Source organism: Mesoterricola silvestris (assembly GCF_030295405.1).
GTDB classification, from domain to species: domain Bacteria; phylum Acidobacteriota; class Holophagae; order Holophagales; family Holophagaceae; genus Mesoterricola; species Mesoterricola silvestris.
On sequence record NZ_AP027080.1, the window covers coordinates 4,426,032 to 4,447,261 of the forward strand.

A 21,230-nucleotide genomic window follows, 5' to 3' on the forward strand; every position below is an offset into this window, starting at 1 on the left:
GGTTCGTCCTCGCCGGACAAGCCGGCGAGGACGGGGATGACGGAAGGGACGCAAGGTCTGGGCTGCGCACATTCGCTTCGTTGAGCGCATGGGAACCTCGAACCCCGCGCCCTTCCCGAAGGCCCCAGGCGAGAGGCGTCTCCAATGCTCTGATGGATCCGCTTCGCGAAATCCATCCCGCTGCCGGCAGCCGCCGCAACTAATCAGCCTCGGCGCCAATCAACGTCCTCCACGAAGGCGCGAAGCACTCCCAAGAGGTGGGTCGGGGCCAATGGGTGACAACACAGGCCCATGGATGAGCGAAGAGCTTTCCGTTGCCGAGGGCCCGGCCCCGGGCCCTCGGCAACGATCCGGGGCGACTGTCCGGGACACGCCCCCGAAAGCATCCGGGCCCCAGGGCTAGAACACGACGCCGGCGCCGAGGCGGATGAAGTCGGCCGCAGGGGGATCGCCCGCGCCGGTGTCGTGGGAGCTGAGGGTCTTGTGGTAGGTGGCCTCGAAGTTCCAGCGCCACCGGCCGATGTAGCGCATGCTGTGGCCGATTCCCACGTTCAGGCCCATGCGGCTCTTGTTGGTGACGGTGTCGGGGTAGTAGCTGGGGTCGTCGTAGCTGGAGGAGAAGCGCTCCAGGTCCAGGGCGAGGCCGCCGATGAGGTAGGTGCCGATGTGGCGCTGGGCGTTGCCCCCGCCCACGAAGATCTGGGCGTCCGCGCCGATGCTGAACATGGCGTCCTGGGTGTTCACCCGGAACTGCCCGGGTTCGTCCACATGGCCCGAGAAGGTCTGGCCCGAAAGATTCAGGCGCCACGCCAGGGACCGGTCCACGGGGAAGCTCGCGGTGAACTGCAGGCCCAGGGTCGAATCGTAGGACTCCGTGGCGCCGCCGGCGTAGGTCGTGCTGTTGAGGGCGCCGGTGGGCACGCCCACGGTCACCCCGAGACCGAAATGGGGTTCCTGGGCGGCGAGGGGGGCGCCCACGGTGAGGGCGAGGGTCGTTGCGGCGAGGATCCAGGTTTTCATGTGTGCCTCCGGTTGATAGATCATCCATTTCCGTGCCAGGTTGAATTTCCCATGCACCCCCATGCCGGCCGGGGCCCTTCCGCCGAATACCTGGGGCATTTTGCTTCAGGTGTGGCAACTCTGCAACGGAGGGGGCTAACCTATGGAAAATGGAGTCGGTCATGGTCTGGAAGAAGGATCTGGAAAAGCTGAAGAAATCCCTGGCGGAGGACCCGGCGCCCCCGAAGGCGCCGCCCCCCAAGCCCAAGCCCACCGAATTCAAGCCCATGGAGGAGGAGGACGCGGTCTTCCTCAGCGCCATGGGCAAGCGCCCCAGGCCCGCGGCCTGCCCCGCCGCCCCCGCCGCTCCGGCCCCGGCGGCGCCGCCCCCCCCTCCCGAACCGGCCCAGGATTTCGCCGCCGCCATGGGCGAACTCAAGGGGATGGTCGCCATGCCCGCCTCGGTCCTGGCACCCAAGGCCGCGCCCCGCGTCGAGCCCCGGCCCGAGCCCAGGCCGGAACCCCCGCCCCCGGCCCCGAAGCCGCCCGAGCCCCCCGCCCCCGAACCGCCGCCCTCCGAGCCCCAGTCCCTCCTTCCCGTGCAGATCAATCTGGCCGCCGGCATGGCCATCGACGTGGACGGGACCCTGGACCTCAAGGGCCACGGCCGCAACGACGCCCAGGAGCGCCTCAAGGAGCGCATCCTCGACGGCCACGCCCTGGGCTGGCGCACCCTCCACGTCATCCTGGGCCCCGCGGAGGACCTGCGGAGCATGTTCCTGGACCAGGTGGGAGGTTCGGCCCGCATCGCGCGCTACGCCCAGGCCCCCATTCCCATGGGCGGGAGCCAGGCCTGGATCATCTATTTCCGCAGCGCCGGAACCTCATCCGAAGCCAACTGACGGTTTTTTCATTCCCCGTTTTCCCATGGGGACTGAAGGCGGTGCATAATATTAAAGGCACCAACCGATCCCATGTCCTATAATCCCAACCAACCTTCCCGGGAGAACCTGATGCATAAGCGGACTAGGCTCCATGCGTTTGCGGTCGTCTCTTGCCTGGCCATGGGTCTGTCCGCCCAGGAGCCCGCTGCGATGCAGTCCAGCAAGACCACCGCCGAACCCATCAAGGTCGCCGCCCATTCCTCCCGCTGGGACTACCCCAAGGAGATCACGCCCCCGGCCGGGTTCAAGGTGCACATCGTCCAGAAGGGCGACACCCTCTGGGACCTGGGCAACACGTACCTGGGCAACCCCTTCTCCTGGCCCCAGATCTGGGAACTCAACAAGTGGGTCAAGGATCCGCACTGGATCTACCCCGGCGATCCGCTCATCGTGGACGCCTCCCGCTCCGCGGTGGCCCCGGGCAAGGAAGGCGACGCGGCTCCCTACGAGGTCTCCACCCTGAGGCCCGACCTGCGCAGCCGGCCCAAGCCGACCCTGGACGAGTACGGGTTCTCCTTCCAGGACTTCATCCAGCTCCCCTTCATCACCCCCAAAGGCGCCGACGACTACTTCAAGAAGTCCGGCGGATTCCTCATCCACGGCCACCAGGACCGCACCCGCGGCATCCTCTCCGACGGCGACATGGTGTACTTCAACGGCGGCACCAACCAGGGCCTCAAGGCCGGGGACCGGCTCGTGGTCACCAAGGTGCTCAAGAAGGGCTTCTTCCACCCGGACGACACCACGCACCGCACGAAGATCGGCGACGTGCTCCAGCAGCAGGGCGTCGTGCGCGTGGTGACCCTCTACCCCGATTCCTCCGTGGCCGTCATCGAGCACGCCCTGGACGGGATCTACGAAGGCGCCTACGCGGTGCCCTTCACCGAGCCCGCCAACATCGTCGCCAACCTGAGGAAGGACGTCGGCAGCCCCGTGCCCCTCCAGGAACCCCTGGCCAAGATCATCTTCCTGCGCGAGGACCGCCCCGTGGCCGCCGCCGGGGACATGGTGATCATCGATCAGGGCACCAACCAGGGCTTCAAGGTGGGCGATATCCTCGTCACCGCCCGGCGCCGCCCCATCGACAGCGCGACCATCACCGGCGACCCGGTCAAGGACGCCGCCCAGCCTTCCACCAACTACTTCCTGGGCCAGTTGATGGTGGTCCGCACCGAGGCGGCCACGGCCACCTGCCGCATCCTCCGGAGCAAGGAGGAGATCTTCGTGGGCGACATCGTCACCCGCTAGCTCCTAGGTCCTGCGCAGTTCCAGCACCGTCCGCCGGCCCCGGGTCGGCAGGCGGTAGCCGTGGGCAGCCAGGGCGTACCCCGCCGGCGCCTCCTCCGGCCCGCCCTTGAGGGCCAGGAAAGGCGCCCCCGGCGCGCCGTGGCGGTCCCACCAGCCCAGGAGCAGATCCAGGGTGCCCACCGCCTTGGCCACCCCCAGATCCGCCCGGAGCGGCGGGAGTTCCTCGGCCCGCCCCGCCAGGGGCCGGAGGTTCGCCAGGCCCAGTTCCAGGGCGGCCTGCTTCACGAACGCGATCTTCTTCTTCGACTTGTCCAGGGCGAAGACGGTCAGGTCGGGCCGGGCCAGGGCCAGCACCAGGGCGGGGATGCCCATGCCCGTGCCGAAGTCCGCGACCTTGCACCCCGGCCCCAGGGCCCCGAGGAAGGGCAGGAGCACGGCGGAATCCAGGATCAATTCCTCGTACCTTTCTTCCATCTCCAGTGATGTCAGCGCGTGGGTGCGACTCCATCGGTCCAGGAGTTCCAGGTATCGAGTGACGGGTTCCTTCATCCAATCGGGGAGTATCGGTTCCATTTCTTCAAAATACTCCTCCCGCCCGACACCTGAATAGGATTTTGCCGTATTTCCAAAACTTAGGCATGGGAGGACCTGGAAAACCCAAGGGCTGCAACCAGACATTAGGTGCCTATTTGAAGGATTAGGTTCCCCAATTATTCAAGGAAAATTGTCAATTTCAGTGATGGTATTGACAAGCGTATTGGAGGCACAAATACTAGACAGAACTTGCAGACTCTCTTTGAGCGAGGACCATATGACTGCCGCACAGAACCCTTTTAAGATCGATTGGTCCAGCCGCAGCAAGCTGAGAGGCCCTGGTGACCGTTCCCTGGGGGAACTGCTGCAGAAACTCCGGGACCGCCTCGCCCCGAAGGCCCAGGGCATTTCCATCTCGTACCTGGATGATCGGGCGATGCGCAAGCTCAATAGGGAGCACCGCGACATCAATCAGACGACCGATGTCCTCAGCTTCCCGGCAAATCCGGAAAAAGGCGCCTTCCAGCACCTGGGCGACCTGGTCGTGAGCCTGCCCATGGCCGAGAAGATGGCCAAGAAGCTGGGCGTCAGCCGCCGGCGGGAAGTGGAGACCCTGATCATCCACGGCTTCCTTCACCTGTGCGGCCACGACCACGAGGCCGACAACGGGGAGATGCTGGCCCTGCAGGCCGAGCTGGAGCGGGAGTTCCTGGAGGCCGAGCCCCTGCCCATGGCCGTGAAGCGCGGGCGCAAGCCGGGCAGCAAGGTCAAGCGGCTCAAGGACGGCAGCCGGGTGGTGGTGACCGGCCGCGCGGCCCATGCGCTGGTGCGCAAGGAAGCCGCCAAGAAGGCCAAGCCCGCCAAGAAGGCCGAAAAGGCCCCCCGCAAGGCCGTCGAGAAGCCCAAGCGGGCCCCGGGCCGGCCCCGCAAAGTGGTGGAGGCCGCGCCGGCCCCCAAGCGGGTGGTGCGGCGCAAGCGGCCCCCCCTCCGGTCCGGCGTGCTGGGCTGAAAACCGAGCCTGGAAGAGGCGGCGGATCCCTTGTAAGATAGACGTTCGGCCGTTTTGCGGCCTTGGACTGGAGTCCCTGTGCTGAATCTCCTAATGGGCCTTGGCGTCGCCATCGGCGTGGTCCTGATCCTCCTGCCGCTCAAAGTGACGTTGTGGATCGGAATCCCCCTGGGCCTGGCCGCGGGCATCGCGCTGTTCATCTGGCGCTCGCGCCAGGTGCAGAACCAGTTGGAGACCATCTTCAACCGCGCCGGCGAACTCATGAAGAAGCAGCAGTTCGACCCCGCCATCGAGGTCATGAAGGAGGGCTACGCCCTCTCCCGCTGGCAGTTCATGGTCAAGGGCTCCATCGACGGCCAGATCGGGGTCGTGCAGTACGTCCGCAAGAAGAACGAGGAGGCCGAACCCCTCCTGCGCACCGCCAGCTACCAGCACTACATCGCCAAGGCCATGCTGGGGATCCTCCAGTGGAAGCGCGGCGACAAGAAGCAGGCCAAGGAGACTTTCACCCTGGCCCTCAAGGCCGGCAAGAAGGAGAGCCTGCTCTACGCGGTGTATGCCTGGGTGCTGAATGAAATGAAGGAGCGGGACAAGGCCATCGAGGTGGTCAACAAGGGCCTGGCGATCTGCCAGGGAGACGAGCGTCTCGCCGCCCAGCGCACCTGCCTCCAGAACAACAAACCCATGAAGATGAAAGTCTACGGCGAACAGTGGTACCAATTCATGCTCGAGCGGCCCATCATCCGGCAGGAACCCCCTCCCTTCGCCCGGATTTCCAAGCGTTCGATCAGAGGCTGACCTTACCCTTTTACGGAGTTTCCCATGTCCGGCCACAGCAAATGGTCCACGATCAAGCACAAGAAAGGCGCCGCTGACGCCAAGCGGGGCAAGGTCTTCACCCGCATCCTCAAGGAGATCACGGTGGCGGCCCGCCTGGGAGGCGGGGATGTGGGCTCCAACCCCCGGCTGCGCCTGGCCGTGGACACCGCCAAGGGCAGCAACATGCCCAAGGACAACTGGGAACGGGCCATCAAGAAGGGCACCGGCGAACTGGAAGGGGTCACCTACGAAGAGGTGCTCTACGAGGGCTACGGCCCCGGCGGCGTCGCCATCATCGTGGAGGCCCTCACCGACAACAAGAACCGCACGACCCCCGAGATCCGCAGCTACTTCTCCAAGTTCGGCAACGAACTGGGCGCGGCCAATTCCGTCTCCTACATGTTCACCAAGCAGGGCGAGATCGTGGTGGACGGGGAAGTGGCCGAGGACACCGTCATGGAGGTGGCCCTGGAGGCCGGCGCCGACGACGTGCAGGGCGAGGAGGGGGCCTGGATCATCAGCACCGACCCCGCCGCCTACCAGGCCGTGAAGGACGCCGTGGACGCCGCCAAGCTCCCCGTGCTGGAAGCCAAGATCATCCGCACCTCCGCCGTGCGCGTGGACATGAACAACGACAAGCTCAAGAGCTTCCTCAAGCTCATCGACCTCCTCGAGGACAACGACGACGTCCAGAACGTCTGGACCAACGCGGACTACGACGAACCCGAAGAATAGGATCGTACGGGTCCCGGACTTTCGGCCAGGGTCGTCATCGCCGGCAAGCCGGCGATGACGGGGCTTGCGGAGGGGGTGGGTGGGCTGTGCTACGCCCATTCGCTTCGTTGGGGGGCTGGGAGACCGGAGCAGGAAGGCTCCCCTGGGGGGCCCATGCGAGGTGGGTGTCTTCCAATGAGTTGATGGATTCGCTTCGCGTGAGGCGGGTCGAAGCCGCTTGGCGCCGAAACTGATCAGCGTCGGCGCGTAGGGTTTGGCGCGAAGGTCCGGGACACGGACCTTCGTCAGCGTTCGAGGGGCTTCTGGAAGCGGAATTTGACTCGTCGCTGGAGGGCCCGGCCCTCGGGGGTGTCGGGGTTGCCTTCCAGCTGGGAGTCGCCGTGGGCTTCGGCGGCCAGGGTCGCGGGGTCCATGCCCAGGGCGGCCAGGTGGCGCACGGCGGTGAGGGCGCGCTGGGAGCTGAGTTCCAGGGCGTCCTGGCCCTTGGGCCGGCCCTGCTCGTCCTGGGCGCTGTGGCCTTCGCACACGAGGGTGTAGCCGGGGTACTGGAGGGCGATCTCGGAGATGCGCTTCATCATGGGCTCGAAGGTGGGATCGAAGGCGCTGCTGGCTTCGCCGAAGAGGAGGCCGCCCCGGAAGCGCACCACCTGCATACGCACGCCGTGGTCCGGGCCGTCGACGGGCTTGAGGTCGTTGAGGAGCTTCTCCAGGTCCGCGGCGCGCTCGGGGGCGATGCCGGTGTGGCCGGGCAGGACCCCGGTGCCCTTGGCGCCCAGTTCGTGCTGGAGGGCCAGGAGCACCTCCTGCACCTTGCGCTGGTCCTGGGAGGTGAAGGAGTAGATCACGGCGAAAAAGGCCATGAGCTGCACCATGAGGTCCGCGAAGGTGATGAACCACAGGCCCTCGTAGTCGTCCTTCCGGCGCTGGGACCGGCTCAGGATCTTAGCCACGGGGGGCTCCGGCCCTGCGGGTCTTGAAGCGCGGCGCCAGGGAGGCGTTGAGCTGCTCTTCCAGCTGGCCGGGATTCATCTCGTCGGCGATGCCCAGGATCCCCTCCAGCATGAGCCGCTTGCGCTGGGCCTCCTCCCGGCTCCGCAGTTCCAGCTTGCCGGAGATGGGCAGGGCGAAGAGGTACGCGATGACGGCGCCGTAGAGCGTGGACAGGAGGGAGAGGGCCATGCCCAGGCCGATGCCGCTGGGGTCCTTGAGGCTCGCGAAGAGGTGCACCATGCCGATGAGGGTGCCCACCATGCCGAAGCTGGGGGCGGCGGTGGCGATGAAGCGGAAGATCTCCTGCCCCAGGGAGTGGCGCTCCTGGGTGGCGAAGATCTCCTGGCTGAGCACGTCGTTGATGTGCTCCCGGTCCACCCGGTCCACCACCATGCGGATGCCGGCCTGCATGAAGGGATCGGCGGGCAGGTGCTTCTCCAGGCCCAGGATGCTCTCGCGGCGGGCCCGCTGGGAGAGGCCCACCAGCTCGTTGACGATCTCCTGGTGCGCGGCGGGGTGGGTGAAGAAGGCCTGGGTGGCCACGCCGAAGGCGCCCCGCACCGCGCCCAGGGGGAACCGGATGAGGGTGGAGGCGATGACGCCCCCCACCACCACGACCATGCTCTGGGGGTGGATGAAGTACCGGGGATTGGGCCCCAGGGAGATGGCCAGCACCAGCAGGCCAAGGCCCAGCAGCAGGCCTATCAGGGTTCCACGGTCCATGGGGCGCCTCGGAGGGATGGATGACAGCTAGAGGTTACCAAGGAAAAACCGTACCGGTTCACCCCAGGGCCAGCCCCGGGGGGAATCCCATGGCCAGGCGGACCATGGCGATGGAAGGATCCACGCTGCCGTCGCGCCGGCGGATGGTGAGGGGGGGCGCCACCCGGGGGAAGGCCGCGGCCTCCCCGAAGCCTTCCGGCAGGTCGCCTTTCCGGCACCCGGCGAAGAGGGCGATGCCGTACGGCTCCCCCTCCTTGAACACCACGTCCTGCCGGTGCATGAGCAGCAGGTCCGCGTCCCGGTAGGCCCTGGCGGCCCGCTCCACCTGGTCGGAGGGGAACACGCACGCGAAGATCCCCCCCGGGGCCAGGATGCGGGCCGCGGCCCGGGCGTAGTCGCCGATGTCCCCCCGCACTTCCAGCCTCGCCGGAATGGCCTGGGGATGGGCGGCCTCGGCCTTGGAGCCCACGGGCCAGTAGGGCGGGGATCCCGTGACCAGATCGAAGGGCGCCTCGTCCGGGAAGAGATCCGGATCCCGCAGGTCCCCCTCGTGGATCGTGTAGCGGTCCTGGAGGCCGTTGTAGGCCACGCTCTTGCGGGCGAGGCGCGCCGAGATGGCCTGGGCCTCCACGGTGTGGATCCGGGCTCCGGGGCAGCGCCAGGCCACGCAGGTGGCCACGCTGCCGATGCCCGAGCCCAGATCCGCCACCCGGGCCGGCCTCGGGCACCAGGTGGTGCCGTACCAGGCCGTCAGGATATCGTCGGTGGAGAAACGGTGGCCGCGCTTGTACTGGAAGAGCCGGTAGTGCCCGGTGATGAAGTCGAGGGTCTCCCCTTCCTCCGGTTCCAGGCCGCCGGGAGGCCGCGGGCCGGGGCGGGTCCAGCCCTTGTACACGTCGTCAGTCATCGCTCTCCCCCGGTTCATCCTCCACGCCGTCGAAAAGGCCGCCCTCGGGCAGGGGCGGCTCCAGGCGCGCCAGGGCCAGGGCCTCCAGGTTCGCCTCGCCGAAGTCGCCCAGGCGGGGCAGGTCGTTGAGGCCGCGCAGTCCGAAGTGCACCAGGAACTTCATGGTCGTGGCCCACATCATGGGACGGCCCACCACCGCCTTGCGGCCGGCGGGGGTGATGAGCTCGCGCTCGGCCAGGCTCTTCACCTGGGTGGAGCAGCTGGTGACGCCGCGCAGCTCGTTGATCTCGGGGATGGTCACCGGCTGGCGGTAGGCGATGATGGCCAGGGTCTCGATCTGGGCGGGGGTGAGCTTGCCGCTGCGGGTGATGGTCACCAGGCGGCTGATCATGGCCTGGTACTCCGGCGCCGCCGCCATGCGCCAGCCGCCGCCCACCTCCAGGAGCCGCAGGCCCCGGGGCGGCTGGAGCCGTTCGGCCAGCTTCTCCAGGCCCAGGCGGAGGGTGCCTTCCCCCAGCCCCGTGAGCTCGCGCAGGCGCGCCATGTCCAGCACCTCGCCGCTGGCCACCAGCACCGCCTCCAGGGCTCCGGGCAGATCCCCGCCGGCCTCCCACAGGGGCTCGGACTCCTGGAAGATCTCCGTGTCGTCGGTCACCGGAACCGCCCCAGGCGCTGGCCCACGCGCACGGGACCCCCCGCGGCTTCCGGCTCCCACCGGGCCGCCCCGGGGCCGCCCACGAGCAGCACCACCGTGCTCCCGAACCGGAAGGTGCCCAGGTCGTCCCCGGGGGCGCAGGGCAGGAGGTCCACGCCCAGGGACCCGTCCCGGGGCAGGGTCCGGCCCGAAAGCCACCGCTCGTCGATGACCACGCCCCCCACGTGGGTGGCCCCCACCGCCACCGCGGCCACTTCCAGGCCCTCGTCGGGGCCCGTCCCCAGGGCCACCCAGGTGGCCCGGCGGTTGCGCTCGTAGAGGCGGGGCACGTGGCCGGTGCTGGCCCCGTTCACGGGCCAGAGTTCGCCCTCCACGCGCCCCACGGCCGTGACCAGGCCGCGGATGGGCACGTGGATGCGGTGGTAGTCCTTGGGCGACAGGTAGAGGGTGAGGTAGAAGCCCCCCTCAAAGCGGGCTGCCGAAGGGTCGTGCTTCAGCAGTTCGGAAATGCGGTAGGGCAGCCCCTTGGCCTGGATGGCCTGGCCGGCCTGGATGCGGCCCGAGGCGATGAGGACCCCGTCCACGGGGCTGTTCACGCAACCCGGCGCCTCCTCCGCCTGGGGCCGCAGGCCCGGCTTGAGGCGCCGGGTGAAGAGGGCCTGGAGGCTCGGGTAGCCGGAAAGGGGGTGTTCGGCCTCGGACATGTCCAGGCCGTAGGCCTTCACGAAGCGCCCCAGGACGGCCTGGCGCAGGCCCCCGGGAAGGGTGCGGGCCGCGGCCCACCCCGCCGCGGCGGAGCCGAGCTTCTTGGGGTAGACGCGCAGGAGGGAAAGGGAAAGGGGCCAGGAACTCATGGTCATCCAAGTTATCACGCCGAGGACGGAGCCCAGGAGGAGGGCGGCGGCCCTGCGGGACCTGGGACGCGGGCTCGATTTCCACATGGGTACAAAATAACCTACATGTTTAGTCATGTTAAATTCGATCTTTTTTTATTGATAGAGGTCACATTTCGGGCTGGGCGGCCCGGAATCCAGCGATAATCAAGGGTCCCCCCTGCCCTTGACCGATCTCCACGAGAGACGCGCCCAAGCACGATTCAGGGGGAATTGAAGTCATCTCCCACGACGAAGGAGACGCCCATGTCCAGTGCCCACCCCGCACCCGCCCCCGGGGATTCCCTCGCCTCCCGCCTCCGCGCTGAACGTGGCATCAACCTGAACCATTGCTACCAGTGCGGGAAATGCGCCGCGGGCTGCCCCGTGGCCGAGGACATGGACAACACCTCCTGCCAGACCCTGCGCCTCCTCCAGCTGGAACGGCCCGAACTGGACCGGCGGGTGCTGGAGAGCGAGGCCATCTGGCTCTGCCTGGCCTGCGAGACCTGCTCCACCCGCTGCCCCCAGGAGGTGGAGGTGGCCAAGGTCATGGACTACGTCCGGGAGGCCTCCCTCGCCCTGGACCTGGCCCACCCGAAGAGCAAGGACATCCTGGCCTTCCACCGGGCCTTCCTGGATTCCATCCGCGCCACGGGCCGCCTCTACGAGATCGGGCTGGTGGCCGACTACAAGCTGCGCAGCCGCCACCTCCTCAAGGACGTGAACCTCGCCCCGAAGATGTACGTGCGCGGCAAGCTCCCCCTCCTGCCCCACGTCATCAAGGGGCGCAGCGGCATGAAACGGATCTTCCAGCTCACGTTGGGAAAGAAGAGGTGACCCCATGAAGATCGGCTACTATCCCGGGTGCTCCCTCCTCGGTTCCTCCAGGGAGTTCGACGAATCGGTGCGGGCCCTGGCCCCCGCCCTGGGCCTGGAACTGGTGGAGGTGCCCGACTGGAACTGCTGCGGGGCCTCCAGCGCCCACGTGCTGGACCACCACCTCGCCCTGGCCCTGCCCGCGCGCATCCTGGCCCAGGCCGAGGCCGCCGGCCTTACCGAGATCCTGGCCCCCTGCGCGGCCTGCTACAACCGCCTGAGCACGGCCCGGGACGCCCTGGAAAAGGACCCGGCCCTGGCCCGGGAGATCGAGGCCGTCATCGACCTGCCCCTGGCCGGCACCGTGCGCATCGTGAACATCCTCGAGGTGCTGGACCGGTTCAAGGACGTCCTCCCCGGGAAGATCACCCGGCCCTTCGCCCACAAGGTGGCGTGCTACTACGGATGCCTCCTGGTCAGGCCCCCCAAGGTGCTGAAGTTCGACCGGGCCGAGGATCCCCAGTCCATGGACCGCCTCATGGCCGCCGCCGGCGCCGAGCCGCGGGAATGGAACTTCAAGACCGAATGCTGCGGCGCCGCGTTCTCCGTCACCCGCACCGACCTGGTGGCCAAGATGAGCGGGAAGATCGTCGACAACGCCGTCAAGCACGGCGCCGAGGCGATCGTCGTGGCCTGCCCCATGTGCCAGTCCAACCTGGATATGCGCCGCCCCGAGATCAACGCCCATCTGGGCGCCGAACACACGATTCCCGTCCTGTTCATCACCCAGGCCCTGGGCCTGGCCATGGGCATCGACGCCAACCAGCTGGGGCTGCAGCGGCACATGGTGCCCGCCGTCATGGCCCCCGCGGCCGTCTGAGGAGCCTGCGATGTCACGTATCGGCGTATTCACCTGCCACTGCGGAGAGAACATCGGCGCCACCGTCGACTGCGCCAAGGTCGCGGAGCGCACGAGGAACGTCCCCGGCGTCGTCCACAGCGTGGACTACAAGTACATGTGCTCCGACCCCGGCCAGTCCATGATCAAGGACGCCATCAAGGAGCACGGCCTCACCGGCGTCGTGGTGGCGGCCTGCTCCCCGCGCATGCACGAGCCCACCTTCCGCAGCGCCGTGGAGGAGGCCGGGCTCAACCCCTACCTCTGCGAGATGGCCAATCTGCGCGAGCACTGCTCCTGGGTCCACGAGAAGAACGACGCCACCACGGACAAGGCCGCGGACCTCATCCGGGTCATGGTGGAGAAGGTCAAGCACAACACGCCGCTCCACCCCATCCGCGTGCCCGTCACCAAGCGCGCCCTGGTGCTGGGCGGCGGCATCGCCGGGATCCAGGCGGCCCTGGACATCGCCAATTCCGGCCACAAGGTGGTGCTGGTAGAGAAGTCCCCCTCCATCGGCGGCCACATGAGCCAGCTCTCGGAGACCTTCCCCACGCTGGACTGCTCCCAGTGCATCCTCACCCCGCGCATGGTGGAGGCCGCGCGCCACCCCAACATCACCCTCATGACCTACGCGGAGCTGGAGAAGCTCGAAGGCTTCATCGGCAACTTCAAGGCCACCATCCGCAAGAAGGCCCGCCAGGTGGACGAGAAGCTCTGCACCGGCTGCGGCATGTGCATCACCAAGTGCCCCCAGAAGAAGATCCCCGACGAGTTCAACGAAGGCCTGGGCAAGCGCAGCGCCATCTACGTGCCCTTCCCCCAGGCCGTGCCCAACAAGCCCGTCATTGACAAGGCCAACTGCACCTTCTACAAGAGCGGGAAGTGCAAGGTCTGCGAGAAGATGTGCCCCACCGGCGCCATCCGCTTCGACCAGCAGGACGAGCTGGTCACCCTGGACGTGGGCGCCATCGTGCTGGCCACGGGCTTCAAGGTGATGCGCACCGACAAGTTCCCGGAGTACGGGTTCGGCAAGTACGCCGACGTCATCGACGGGCTGCAGTTCGAGCGCCTCGCCTCGGCCTCGGGCCCCACCCTGGGCGTCATGAAGCGCCCCAGCGACGGCAAGGAGCCCGAGACGGTGGTCTTCGTGGCCTGCTCCGGCAGCCGGGACCGGGCCAAGGGCGTGCCCTACTGCTCGAAGATCTGCTGCATGTATACCGCCAAGCACGCCATGCTCTACAAGCACAAGATGCACCACGGCAAGGCCTACGTCTTCTACATGGACATCCGAAGCGGCGGCAAGGACTACGACGAATTCGTGCGCCGGGCCATCGAAGAGGACGACGTGAAGTACATCCGCGGCCGGGTCTCGCGCATCTACGAGGAGGACGGCCAGCTCATCGTCAAGGGGGCCGATACGCTCCTGGGCGGGGAGCCGGTGGAGATCAAGGCGGACATGGTGGTGCTGGCCACCGCGGTGCAGGCCCAGGACGGCTCCGAGGAGCTGGCCCAGAGGCTCCACGTGAGCTACGACCCCTACCACTTCTTCGCGGAGTCCCACCCCAAGCTCAAGCCCGTGGAGACCAACACCGCCGGCATCTTCCTGGCCGGGGCCTGCCAGGCCCCCCGGGACATCCCCGAGACCGTGGCCCAGGCCTCGGGCGCCGCGGCCAAGGTGGCCAGCCTCTTCAGCAAGGACGAGCTGACCCGCGAGCCCGTGGTGGCCGTGGTGAACCGGCTTCCGGCCCCCACCTTCTCCTACTGCGTGGGCTGCTTCCTTTGCCAGAGCGCCTGCCCCTACCAGGCCATCGAGGCCGAGGAGATCCGGGGCCGGGACGGCACGCTCATCAAGACCCTCGCCAAGGTGAACGCCGGCCTCTGCCAGGGCTGCGGCACCTGCGTCTCGACGTGCCGAACCAAGGCCATCGATATCCAGGGCTTCAGCAACGAACAGATTTTCGCCGAACTCATGACCCTCTGAGGGGATGCCACGATGACCGAAGCCTTCGAACCGAAGATCACCGCTTTCGTTTGCAACTGGTGCACCTACGCCGGCGCCGACCTGACCGGCACCAGCCGCATCAAATACCAGTCCAATGTGCGCGTGCTGCGCCTGCCCTGCACGGGGCGCATCGATTTCATGCTGCTGGCCAAGGCCTTCGCCCGGGGTTCGGACGGCGTGATCGTCTCGGGCTGCCACCCCAACGACTGCCACTACACCTCCGGCAACTACCACGCCCGGAGGCGCTGGATGATCTACCGGAACCTCATGGACTTCATGGGCATCGACACCCGCCGGGTGACCTTCTCGTGGGTGTCGGCCGCGGAGGGGGCCCGGTGGGCGGAGCTGGTGAACGAGGTCACCACCACGGTGCGGGCCCTGGGCCCCTACACCGAATACAAGGAACTCGCCCTGACCGGCGTGGAGTGAGGGGACCATGGACCTGAGAGAGAAAGCCCGGCAGCTCCTGGAAAGCGGCGAGGTCAAGGCCGTCATCGGCTACGAGAAGGGCACCATGGGCGCCCGGCGCCCGGTCTTCGTGAAGAAGGCCGAAAGGGCGGATCGCCTGGTCCTGGACGGGGACTGCGCGCAGAACCTCGCCACCTACCTCACGCGGCCCGAGATCCGCAAGCTGGGCCGGGTCGCCATCACCGCGGGCCCCGACGCCCTGCGCGCCATCCTCCAGCTCATGGCCGAACGCCAGATCGAGGAGGAGAACCTCCTGGCCCTGGCCGGGGACGGCACCGTCGAGCTCGCCTCGGCCCAGGCCATCGAGGAGCACCTGGCCCTGGCCCCCAAGGAGCTCCCCGCCAGGGACCGCGAACTGCTGGAGCGCCTCGGGAAGATGGACCGCGCGGAGCGCTGGGCCTTCTGGCAGAAGGAGCTGAGCCGCTGCGTCAAGTGCTACGCCTGCCGCAACAGCTGCCCCATGTGCTACTGCGGCCACTGCACCATGGACTGCAACCGGCCCCAGTGGGTGCCCGTGGCCAGCCACGCCCTGGGCAACCTGGAGTACCACATGGTGCGCGCCATGCACCTGGCGGGGCGCTGCGTGGAGTGCGGCGACTGCGGCCGGGCCTGCCCCGTGGGCATCCCCATCCACCTCCTCACCTTCAATTGCGAGGAGAGCGTGCATCAGCAGTTCGGCCAGCGGGCCGGGGCCAGTTCCAGACTGGACTACGCCCTGTCCACCTTCCGTCCCGACGACAAAGAGTCCTTCATCCGGTAGGGTGCCATGGCAGAAACCTTCTTCCTCCCCCAAGCCTCCCTCGACGCGCTGTTCGCGGCCCTGGCCAAGGACGGCCGGCGCATCCTGGCCCCCACGGACCGGGACGGCCGCACCGAACTCAACCCGGTGGCCTCCTTCCAGGAGGTGGCCGCGGACTACATCCAGACCATCCTCAGCGCCAAGGAGGCCGCCTTTCCCAAGGTGGAGCGGCTCATGACCTTCACCCTGGGCGCCAAGGCCGTGGACCTGAAAGACGCCGAGCCCCACGCCGAGCCCACCGTCCTCTTCGGGGTGCGCCCCTGCGAGGCCTCGGGCTTCGGGGCCCTGGACGCGGTGTTCAACTGGGACACCCGCGACCGGTTCTTCAACGCGCGCATGGAGGCCCTGGCCATCATCGGCGTGGGCTGCACGAAGAAGGACGACGCCTGCTTCTGCACCAGCGTCGGCGGCGGCCCCGGGTCCACCCGGGGCAGCGACATCCTCCTGACGCCGGTGGAGGGCGGGTTCCTGGCCGAGGTGCTGACCCCCAAGGGCCGGGCCATGGTGGCCCTGGCCCCCGGCGCCTTCCAGCCCGATCCCGGCCTGGAGAAGAAGGTCGTGGAGGTGCCGGTGGCCTTCGACCAGCCCGGGCTTACCCGGCGCCTCAAGGACCGCTTCGAGGACGGCATCTGGATGGAGCAGAGCCTGCGCTGCGTGGGCTGCGGCGCCTGCGCCTACGTGTGCCCCACCTGCGTGTGCTTCGACATCGTGGAGGAGGCCGACGCCAAGGGCGGGCACCGCCTGCGCACCTGGGATTCCTGCGGCGGCCCCATGTTCACCCTCCACGCCTCCGGCCACAACCCCCGGGAGACCCAGGCCCAGCGCTGGCGCCAGCGGGTCTACCACAAGTTCTCGTACTACCCCGAGCGCTACGACATGCTCGGCTGCGTCGGGTGCGGCAAGTGCACCCGGGCATGCCCCGTGGACATGAACCTCCAGGAGCACCTGGCGGAAGCGGCCCAGGCCTGAGGGAGAAGCGACCATGACCGACACCAACATCTACCTCCCCCACCTCATGCGCATCGCGAAGATCACGGAGGAAGCCCCCGCCGTGAAGACCTTCCGCCTGGAGTTCCTGGACGCGGCCGCGGCGGAGGCCTTCAGCTTCGAGACCGGCCAGTTCGGCCTCTACAGCGCCTTCGGCGAAGGCGAATCCACCTTCTGCATCGCCTCCTCCCCCACCCGCAAGGGCTACATCGAATGCACCTTCCGCGAGGCGGGACGGGTCACCGCCTCCCTCGCCGACAAGGAGGAGGGCGACGTGGTGGGCTTCCGGGGCCCCTACGGCAACCGCTTCCCCATCGAGCAGTGGAAGGGCAAGAACCTGGTCTTCGTCGCCGGCGGCATCGCCCTGCCCCCCCTGCGCAGCGTCATCTGGAACTGCCTGGACCTCCGGGACTGGTTCAAGGACATCACCATCGTGTACGGCGCCCGCAGCGTCAACGACCTGGTGTACAAGGACGAGCTCAAGGAATGGGAGGCCCGGCCCGACGTGAACCTGGTGGTCACCGTGGACCCCGGCGGCGAGGTCCCCGGCTGGACCGGCAAGGTGGGCTTCGTACCCCCCGTGGTGGAGGCCCTGAACCCCGCCCCCGACAACACCGTCGCCCTGGTGTGCGGCCCCCCCATCATGATCAAGCTCACCCTCCCGGTGCTGGCCAAGCTGGGCTTCCCCCCGGAATCCATCTTCACGACCCTGGAGAACCGCATGAAGTGCGGCCTGGGCAAGTGCGGACGATGCAACACCGGCAGCAGCTACGTTTGCAAGGACGGCCCGGTGTACACCCTGGCGCAGCTGAACAGCCTGCCGGCCGAATACTAGGAGCGACCGCTCCGTTTCAGTATCATATAACGATGCCATCCCAAGGGGAGGCCAGGAGGAAGCATGCTGCGGTCGCTCACACTGTCCCTGCTCTGCGGGGCCATGGCCCTACCCGCCCTGGCGGCCGGGCCCCACCCCATCTCCGTCCACGACCTGCTGGCCATGGAGCGCCTGGGGGATCCCCGGATCTCCCCGGACGGCGCCACCTTCGCGTTCTCCGTGGGCACGCCGGACCTGGCCGCCAACAAAACCGCCCATGATCTGTACCTGGGCGACGTGGCCGGCACCTGGACCCGGCGGGTGACCTCCCCCGGCACCTCCAATTCCCAGGCCCGCTGGGCCCGGGACGGCAAGGCCGTCTTCTTCGTGTCGGGGCGCTCGGGGTCCTCCCAGGTGTGGCGCCTGCCCCTGGACGGGGGCGAGGCCGTGCAGGTGACGAAGCTGCCCCTGGACGTGGACGCCCTGGAAGTGTCCCCGGACGGCAAGTCCCTCCTGCTGGGCATGGCCGTCTTCCCGGGCAAGAGCCCCGAGGAGACCAAGAAGGTCCTGGACGCCAAGGCGGCCGTCAAGGCCTCCGGCATGGAGTTCGACGCCCTCATGGTGCGCCACTGGGACACCTGGACCGACGGCACCCGCAACCACGTGTTCACCTTCGATCTGGCCACGGGCACGGCCCGGGACCTCATGCCCGCCATGGACGCCGACTGCCCCTCCAAGCCCTTCGGCGGCAGCGAGGACTTCGCCGTCAGCCCCGACGGCAAGGCCCTGGTGTTCTCCGCCCGGGACATGGGCCGGAAGGAAGCCTGGTCCACCAACTTCGATCTCTTCGAGGTGCCCCTGGACGGCTCCGCCGCCCCCAGGCGCCTGACCACCAACCCCGCCTGGGACGCCCAGCCCCGCTTCTCCCCCGACGGCAGGACCCTGGCCTACCTGGCCATGAGCCGCCCCGGCTTCGAGGCGGACCGCTTCGACATGGTCCTGCGCGACCGGGCCACGGGCAAGGAACGCAAATTCACCCTGCGGGTGGATGACACCCCCCGGGGCGACCGGTCCGTGGCCTCCTTCGCGTGGTCCCCGGACGGCAAGGCCCTCTACTGCCTGGCCGAGAACCTGGGCCAGCGCGCCCTCTTCGCCATGGACCCCGCCACGGGCAAGGCGAGGATGATCGTGGGCCAGGGCACCCTGGACGGCATCGAGTTCGCCAAGGGCGGGCGCATCCTCTACGGCATGAATTCCCTCAAGGGCCCCACGGAGTTCTACACCGTGGATCCCGCGGGCAAGGACATCCGCCAGGTCACCCACTTCAACGACGCGCGCATGGCCGCGGCGAAGATCGGCAAGGCCGAGCAGTTCACCTTCAAGGGCGCCAAGGGCGACACCGTCTACGGCTACCTGGTCTATCCCGTCGACTTCGATCCCGCGAAGAAGTATCCCGTGGCCTTCCTGGTGCACGGCGGCCCCCAGGGCACCTTCGGCAACGACTTCCACTACCGCTGGAACCCCCAGGTGTACGCGGGCGCCGGCTACGCCGCCATCTGCGTGGACTTCCACGGCTCCACCAGCTACGGCCAGGCCTTCACCGACGCCATCCGCAACGACTGGGGCGGCGCCCCCTTCGAGGACCTCATGAAGGGCCTGGACCACATGCTGGCCAAGCACCCCTTCCTGGACAAGGACCGCGTGGGCGCCCTGGGCGCGTCCTACGGCGGCTTCATGATCAACTGGATCGCCGGCCACACCGACCGTTTCAAGACCCTGGTGTGCCACGACGGCAACCTCGACGAGCGCATGGCCTACTTCGACACCGAGGAGCTGTGGTTCCCCGAATGGGAGCACAACGGCCTTCCCTGGGAGAACCCCGCCAGCTACGCCGCCGTCAACCCCATCGAGTTCGTGAAGAACTGGAAGACCCCCATGCTGGTCATCCACGGCATGAAGGACTACCGCATCCCCTACGCCCAGGGCCTGGCCACCTTCACCGCCCTGCAGCGCAAGGGCATCCCCTCCAAGCTGCTGGTCTTCCCCGACGAGAACCACTGGGTCCTCAAGCCCGCCAACTCCCTCCAGTGGCACGAGAACGTCCTGGGGTGGATGGACCGGTGGCTGAAGTAAAAGGGGTCGTATAGGCAACGAAAAGAGGGGGCCGCGGGTCCAGGCTGGGAGGTTCCCGGGGGAGGGATCGGCCCATGGGGTCCCGGACCGGCGATCCGACCCAACGGTAGCGCTTGCGCAGCAGCAAGCTGCTGCTGGCGCTTGCCGTGATCCATTGGCGATAGGCGGTGCGGAACAGAGTGGGCAGGCCGAAGCGTCCTAAGGCAGGGTCCGCACCTTGGTTTTGGGATCGTGTCCGGGCTTACATCACGCCGCAGTTAGGTGGGGTCCCAGCGGGCTTAAGTTTCTCGAGCACGTCGGGGGCCAGTTCCGGTTGGTCTACCTTGGGCATCTCCGGGTTAATCCAGCGGAAGTTTTTGATCATGACCTGTTCGGCGTCCATGAGCCGTGTGGCGGTCTTCGTTTTGAACCGGATTTCCCAGCGCATGAACGGAACCAAGTCGAAGGCGCTCACTGTGGGGCAAGGCGTCTTGAGGGCCGTGGGGATGTCCATGTACTCGGTTCGGAGGATCAATTCCTGCTTTGACGCCTCGACGATCGCGTCAGATGTGGTCGGGGTGGAGGATGGAACAAGGGCCTTGGGATCGCCACCCGTGAAGGCCACTTTAATGGAAGTCACATCCAGACCGGCTTCTGGGTTCACGAGGATCCCAGGATCCTTGGCGAGGGTAACCAGGAACCTCCCGGACGATCCCCCAGGCGTGACCTTGACGGTGGGAGCGGTGGGAAAATTGAAGATCCCCCAGGGCACGGCCTGGACGGGGCGTTGCGCACGATTCGACGGTTTGCCTGGGTTCATGTAGAAGGCGTGGGCCCATAGCGGCAGAGCCCGTTCCAAGCCGCCCTTCAATTTGAGGTCGTACTCGCCCTTGAAAGCCAGGGGCTCCCATGGCGAGGCCGTATTGGCTCCCCCGAACCAAGCTTCTACGAACCCGGCCACCGCCATGGCATAGGGGAAGAAGCTTCCGACGCCGGACTTAATGAATGCCTGGACTGGCGGCTGCCAGGGTTTCCCCTTGTGCTTTTCGCTGGCCAACTCCTCGTACCAGTTCGTGACCGAGCGGTACTGCCTCAGGCCGTTCTCCAGCCCCACGGTTAGGCGGCCTGTGGGGTGGGCGGAGCTTCCCGAAATGGAGAGATCTTGGTTGTTTAGAGTCTGGAGGAGACTGAGACCGCCACCGCCCTGGAGGTCGATGGAGGTCTTCTCGATACCGATGAGCTTGAAGAGAAGCACGGGATCCCGGTTGGCCAGCGCGGGGTCGTAACCCAGCATGTGGTAGTCGAAGACGGCCCAGTCCCCGGCCTTGAACATGACGCAGGTGGACCGCTGCACGTCCGCAGGGGCATAGCTGTCCAAGAAGCAGCGCTCGGGATCCTGGAAGGTGAAACAGGCGATGGCGTTGGCGGCTGACGCCCCTCCATCCACGAAGGACAGTTCACCGATGTAGAGGGAATCCGAGCGATCCAAGGCATTGTAGAGCATCACTCTGAAGATTCCGCGGAAGCGGTTGTAGAGCGTGAACAGGGGGAATGGAAGGGCCTGCTGGGGCGTCCCGAAGTCCCTGTGGACGAGGATCCACCCGTCCTCGGGGTTCATATCGGGCTCGGCTTTTGTGTATAGCCGGTTGCCGGGCGTATGGAACGGAACGTTAGCCTTGATGGGGGTGGGAGCTTCCCCGTGGACGGAAAAGGCAAGTTCGACGGCCTGCTCAGGCCTCCAGTCCCAGCGGGGGTCGAGGTTGGGATCATCGGCCGCCATGGCGCGGACCACCTGGCCCTGGCCCGGGGTCGCGGCGGCCAGGGTCAGGAGGAGGATGAACGTCCAGGGGCCAGGAACGCCTGAACGGAGGGTGAGCATAGGGACTCCTTCGG

At 67.4% G+C, this 21,230-nt stretch carries 21 protein-coding genes; 13 read left to right on the forward strand and 8 right to left on the reverse strand.

What is annotated here, in order from left to right; genetic code table 11:
• Positions 1-399 precede the first annotated feature (399 nt).
• Positions 400-1,020 carry an outer membrane beta-barrel protein gene (locus tag R2J76_RS18975; RefSeq protein WP_316413227.1) on the reverse strand — a complete coding sequence of 207 codons (621 nt, stop codon included), beginning with the start codon at positions 1,018-1,020 and terminating at the stop codon, positions 400-402.
• A gap of 161 nt (positions 1,021-1,181) precedes the next feature.
• On the opposite strand from R2J76_RS18975, the gene R2J76_RS18980 reads away from it, so the two are divergent.
• On the forward strand, positions 1,182-1,901 hold the full coding sequence (locus tag R2J76_RS18980; protein ID WP_316413228.1) for a Smr/MutS family protein: 720 nt from the start codon (positions 1,182-1,184) through the stop codon (positions 1,899-1,901).
• A 192-nt stretch (positions 1,902-2,093) separates the two neighbouring features.
• Positions 2,094-3,191, forward strand: a complete 1,098-nt coding sequence (locus tag R2J76_RS18985; RefSeq protein ID WP_316413229.1) for a LysM peptidoglycan-binding domain-containing protein — start codon at positions 2,094-2,096, stop codon at positions 3,189-3,191.
• 3 nt (positions 3,192-3,194) lie between these two features.
• On the opposite strand, the gene R2J76_RS18990 is transcribed toward R2J76_RS18985, so the two are convergent.
• Positions 3,195-3,764 (reverse strand): 16S rRNA (guanine(527)-N(7))-methyltransferase RsmG, encoded by a 570-nt coding sequence (locus R2J76_RS18990; protein ID WP_316413230.1) that lies wholly within the window; start codon positions 3,762-3,764, stop codon positions 3,195-3,197.
• A gap of 238 nt (positions 3,765-4,002) precedes the next feature.
• Here R2J76_RS18990 and ybeY point away from each other — a divergent pair, with 238 nt between their 5' ends.
• The 3 genes from ybeY (at position 4,003) to R2J76_RS19005 (ending at position 6,288) form a co-directional block, all read left to right on the forward strand.
• On the forward strand, positions 4,003-4,734 hold the full coding sequence (gene ybeY, locus R2J76_RS18995; RefSeq protein ID WP_316413231.1) for an rRNA maturation RNase YbeY: 732 nt from the start codon (positions 4,003-4,005) through the stop codon (positions 4,732-4,734).
• A 78-nt stretch (positions 4,735-4,812) separates the two neighbouring features.
• Positions 4,813-5,532, forward strand: coding sequence for a hypothetical protein (locus R2J76_RS19000; protein WP_316413232.1), 720 nt, complete (start codon positions 4,813-4,815; stop codon positions 5,530-5,532).
• Positions 5,533-5,556: 24 nt separating this feature from the next.
• Positions 5,557-6,288 (forward strand): YebC/PmpR family DNA-binding transcriptional regulator, encoded by a 732-nt coding sequence (locus R2J76_RS19005; RefSeq protein WP_316413233.1) that lies wholly within the window; start codon positions 5,557-5,559, stop codon positions 6,286-6,288.
• A 284-nt stretch (positions 6,289-6,572) separates the two neighbouring features.
• Here the strand turns inward: R2J76_RS19005 and R2J76_RS19010 are convergent, their stop codons facing one another.
• Genes R2J76_RS19010 through asd form a run of 5 tightly spaced genes read right to left on the reverse strand, consistent with a single transcriptional unit; the run spans position 6,573 to position 10,417 of the window.
• Positions 6,573-7,238, reverse strand: coding sequence for an OmpA/MotB family protein (locus R2J76_RS19010; protein ID WP_316413234.1), 666 nt, complete (start codon positions 7,236-7,238; stop codon positions 6,573-6,575).
• The gene (locus tag R2J76_RS19015; RefSeq protein ID WP_316413235.1) at positions 7,231-8,001 is read right to left on the reverse strand and encodes a motility protein A; all 771 of its coding nucleotides are present in this window, start codon (positions 7,999-8,001) and stop codon (positions 7,231-7,233) included. Before R2J76_RS19015 ends, R2J76_RS19010 begins: the two co-directional genes overlap by 8 nt.
• A 58-nt stretch (positions 8,002-8,059) precedes the next feature.
• Positions 8,060-8,908, reverse strand: coding sequence for a tRNA1(Val) (adenine(37)-N6)-methyltransferase (locus tag R2J76_RS19020; RefSeq protein ID WP_316413236.1), 849 nt, complete (start codon positions 8,906-8,908; stop codon positions 8,060-8,062).
• Positions 8,901-9,563 (reverse strand): SMC-Scp complex subunit ScpB, encoded by a 663-nt coding sequence (scpB, locus tag R2J76_RS19025; RefSeq protein ID WP_316413237.1) that lies wholly within the window; start codon positions 9,561-9,563, stop codon positions 8,901-8,903. The genes R2J76_RS19020 and scpB overlap by 8 nt, the downstream gene beginning before the upstream one ends.
• Entirely contained in the window at positions 9,560-10,417 is an 858-nt protein-coding gene (gene asd, locus R2J76_RS19030) for an archaetidylserine decarboxylase (RefSeq protein ID WP_316413238.1), read from the reverse strand. Before asd ends, scpB begins: the two co-directional genes overlap by 4 nt.
• A gap of 285 nt (positions 10,418-10,702) precedes the next feature.
• Between asd and R2J76_RS19035 the strand changes: the two genes are divergently transcribed.
• The 8 genes from R2J76_RS19035 to R2J76_RS19070 all read left to right on the forward strand — a co-directional run bounded on the left by R2J76_RS19035 (position 10,703) and on the right by R2J76_RS19070 (position 19,358).
• On the forward strand, positions 10,703-11,275 hold the full coding sequence (locus R2J76_RS19035) for a 4Fe-4S dicluster domain-containing protein (RefSeq protein ID WP_316413239.1): 573 nt from the start codon (positions 10,703-10,705) through the stop codon (positions 11,273-11,275).
• Between the two features lie 4 nt (positions 11,276-11,279).
• Positions 11,280-12,134 carry a CoB--CoM heterodisulfide reductase iron-sulfur subunit B family protein gene (locus R2J76_RS19040; protein WP_316413240.1) on the forward strand — a complete coding sequence of 285 codons (855 nt, stop codon included), beginning with the start codon at positions 11,280-11,282 and terminating at the stop codon, positions 12,132-12,134.
• A 10-nt stretch (positions 12,135-12,144) separates the two neighbouring features.
• Complete coding sequence (locus tag R2J76_RS19045) at positions 12,145-14,136, forward strand: CoB--CoM heterodisulfide reductase iron-sulfur subunit A family protein (RefSeq protein ID WP_316413241.1); 1,992 nt, start codon at positions 12,145-12,147, stop codon at positions 14,134-14,136.
• A 12-nt stretch (positions 14,137-14,148) separates the two neighbouring features.
• Positions 14,149-14,586, forward strand: coding sequence for a hydrogenase iron-sulfur subunit (locus R2J76_RS19050; RefSeq protein ID WP_316413242.1), 438 nt, complete (start codon positions 14,149-14,151; stop codon positions 14,584-14,586).
• 7 nt (positions 14,587-14,593) lie between these two features.
• Positions 14,594-15,385, forward strand: coding sequence for a 4Fe-4S dicluster domain-containing protein (locus tag R2J76_RS19055; RefSeq protein WP_316413243.1), 792 nt, complete (start codon positions 14,594-14,596; stop codon positions 15,383-15,385).
• 6 nt (positions 15,386-15,391) lie between these two features.
• Positions 15,392-16,393 (forward strand): 4Fe-4S dicluster domain-containing protein, encoded by a 1,002-nt coding sequence (locus R2J76_RS19060; RefSeq protein ID WP_316413244.1) that lies wholly within the window; start codon positions 15,392-15,394, stop codon positions 16,391-16,393.
• Positions 16,394-16,406: 13 nt separating this feature from the next.
• Positions 16,407-17,246: an FAD/NAD(P)-binding protein gene (locus tag R2J76_RS19065; protein ID WP_316413245.1), complete on the forward strand. Its 840-nt coding sequence runs from the start codon at positions 16,407-16,409 to the stop codon at positions 17,244-17,246.
• Positions 17,247-17,309: 63 nt separating this feature from the next.
• Positions 17,310-19,358 carry a S9 family peptidase gene (locus R2J76_RS19070; protein ID WP_316413246.1) on the forward strand — a complete coding sequence of 683 codons (2,049 nt, stop codon included), beginning with the start codon at positions 17,310-17,312 and terminating at the stop codon, positions 19,356-19,358.
• A 241-nt stretch (positions 19,359-19,599) separates the two neighbouring features.
• On the opposite strand, the gene R2J76_RS19075 is transcribed toward R2J76_RS19070, so the two are convergent.
• Positions 19,600-21,216 carry a hypothetical protein gene (locus R2J76_RS19075; protein ID WP_316413247.1) on the reverse strand — a complete coding sequence of 539 codons (1,617 nt, stop codon included), beginning with the start codon at positions 21,214-21,216 and terminating at the stop codon, positions 19,600-19,602.
• Positions 21,217-21,230 lie beyond the last annotated feature (14 nt).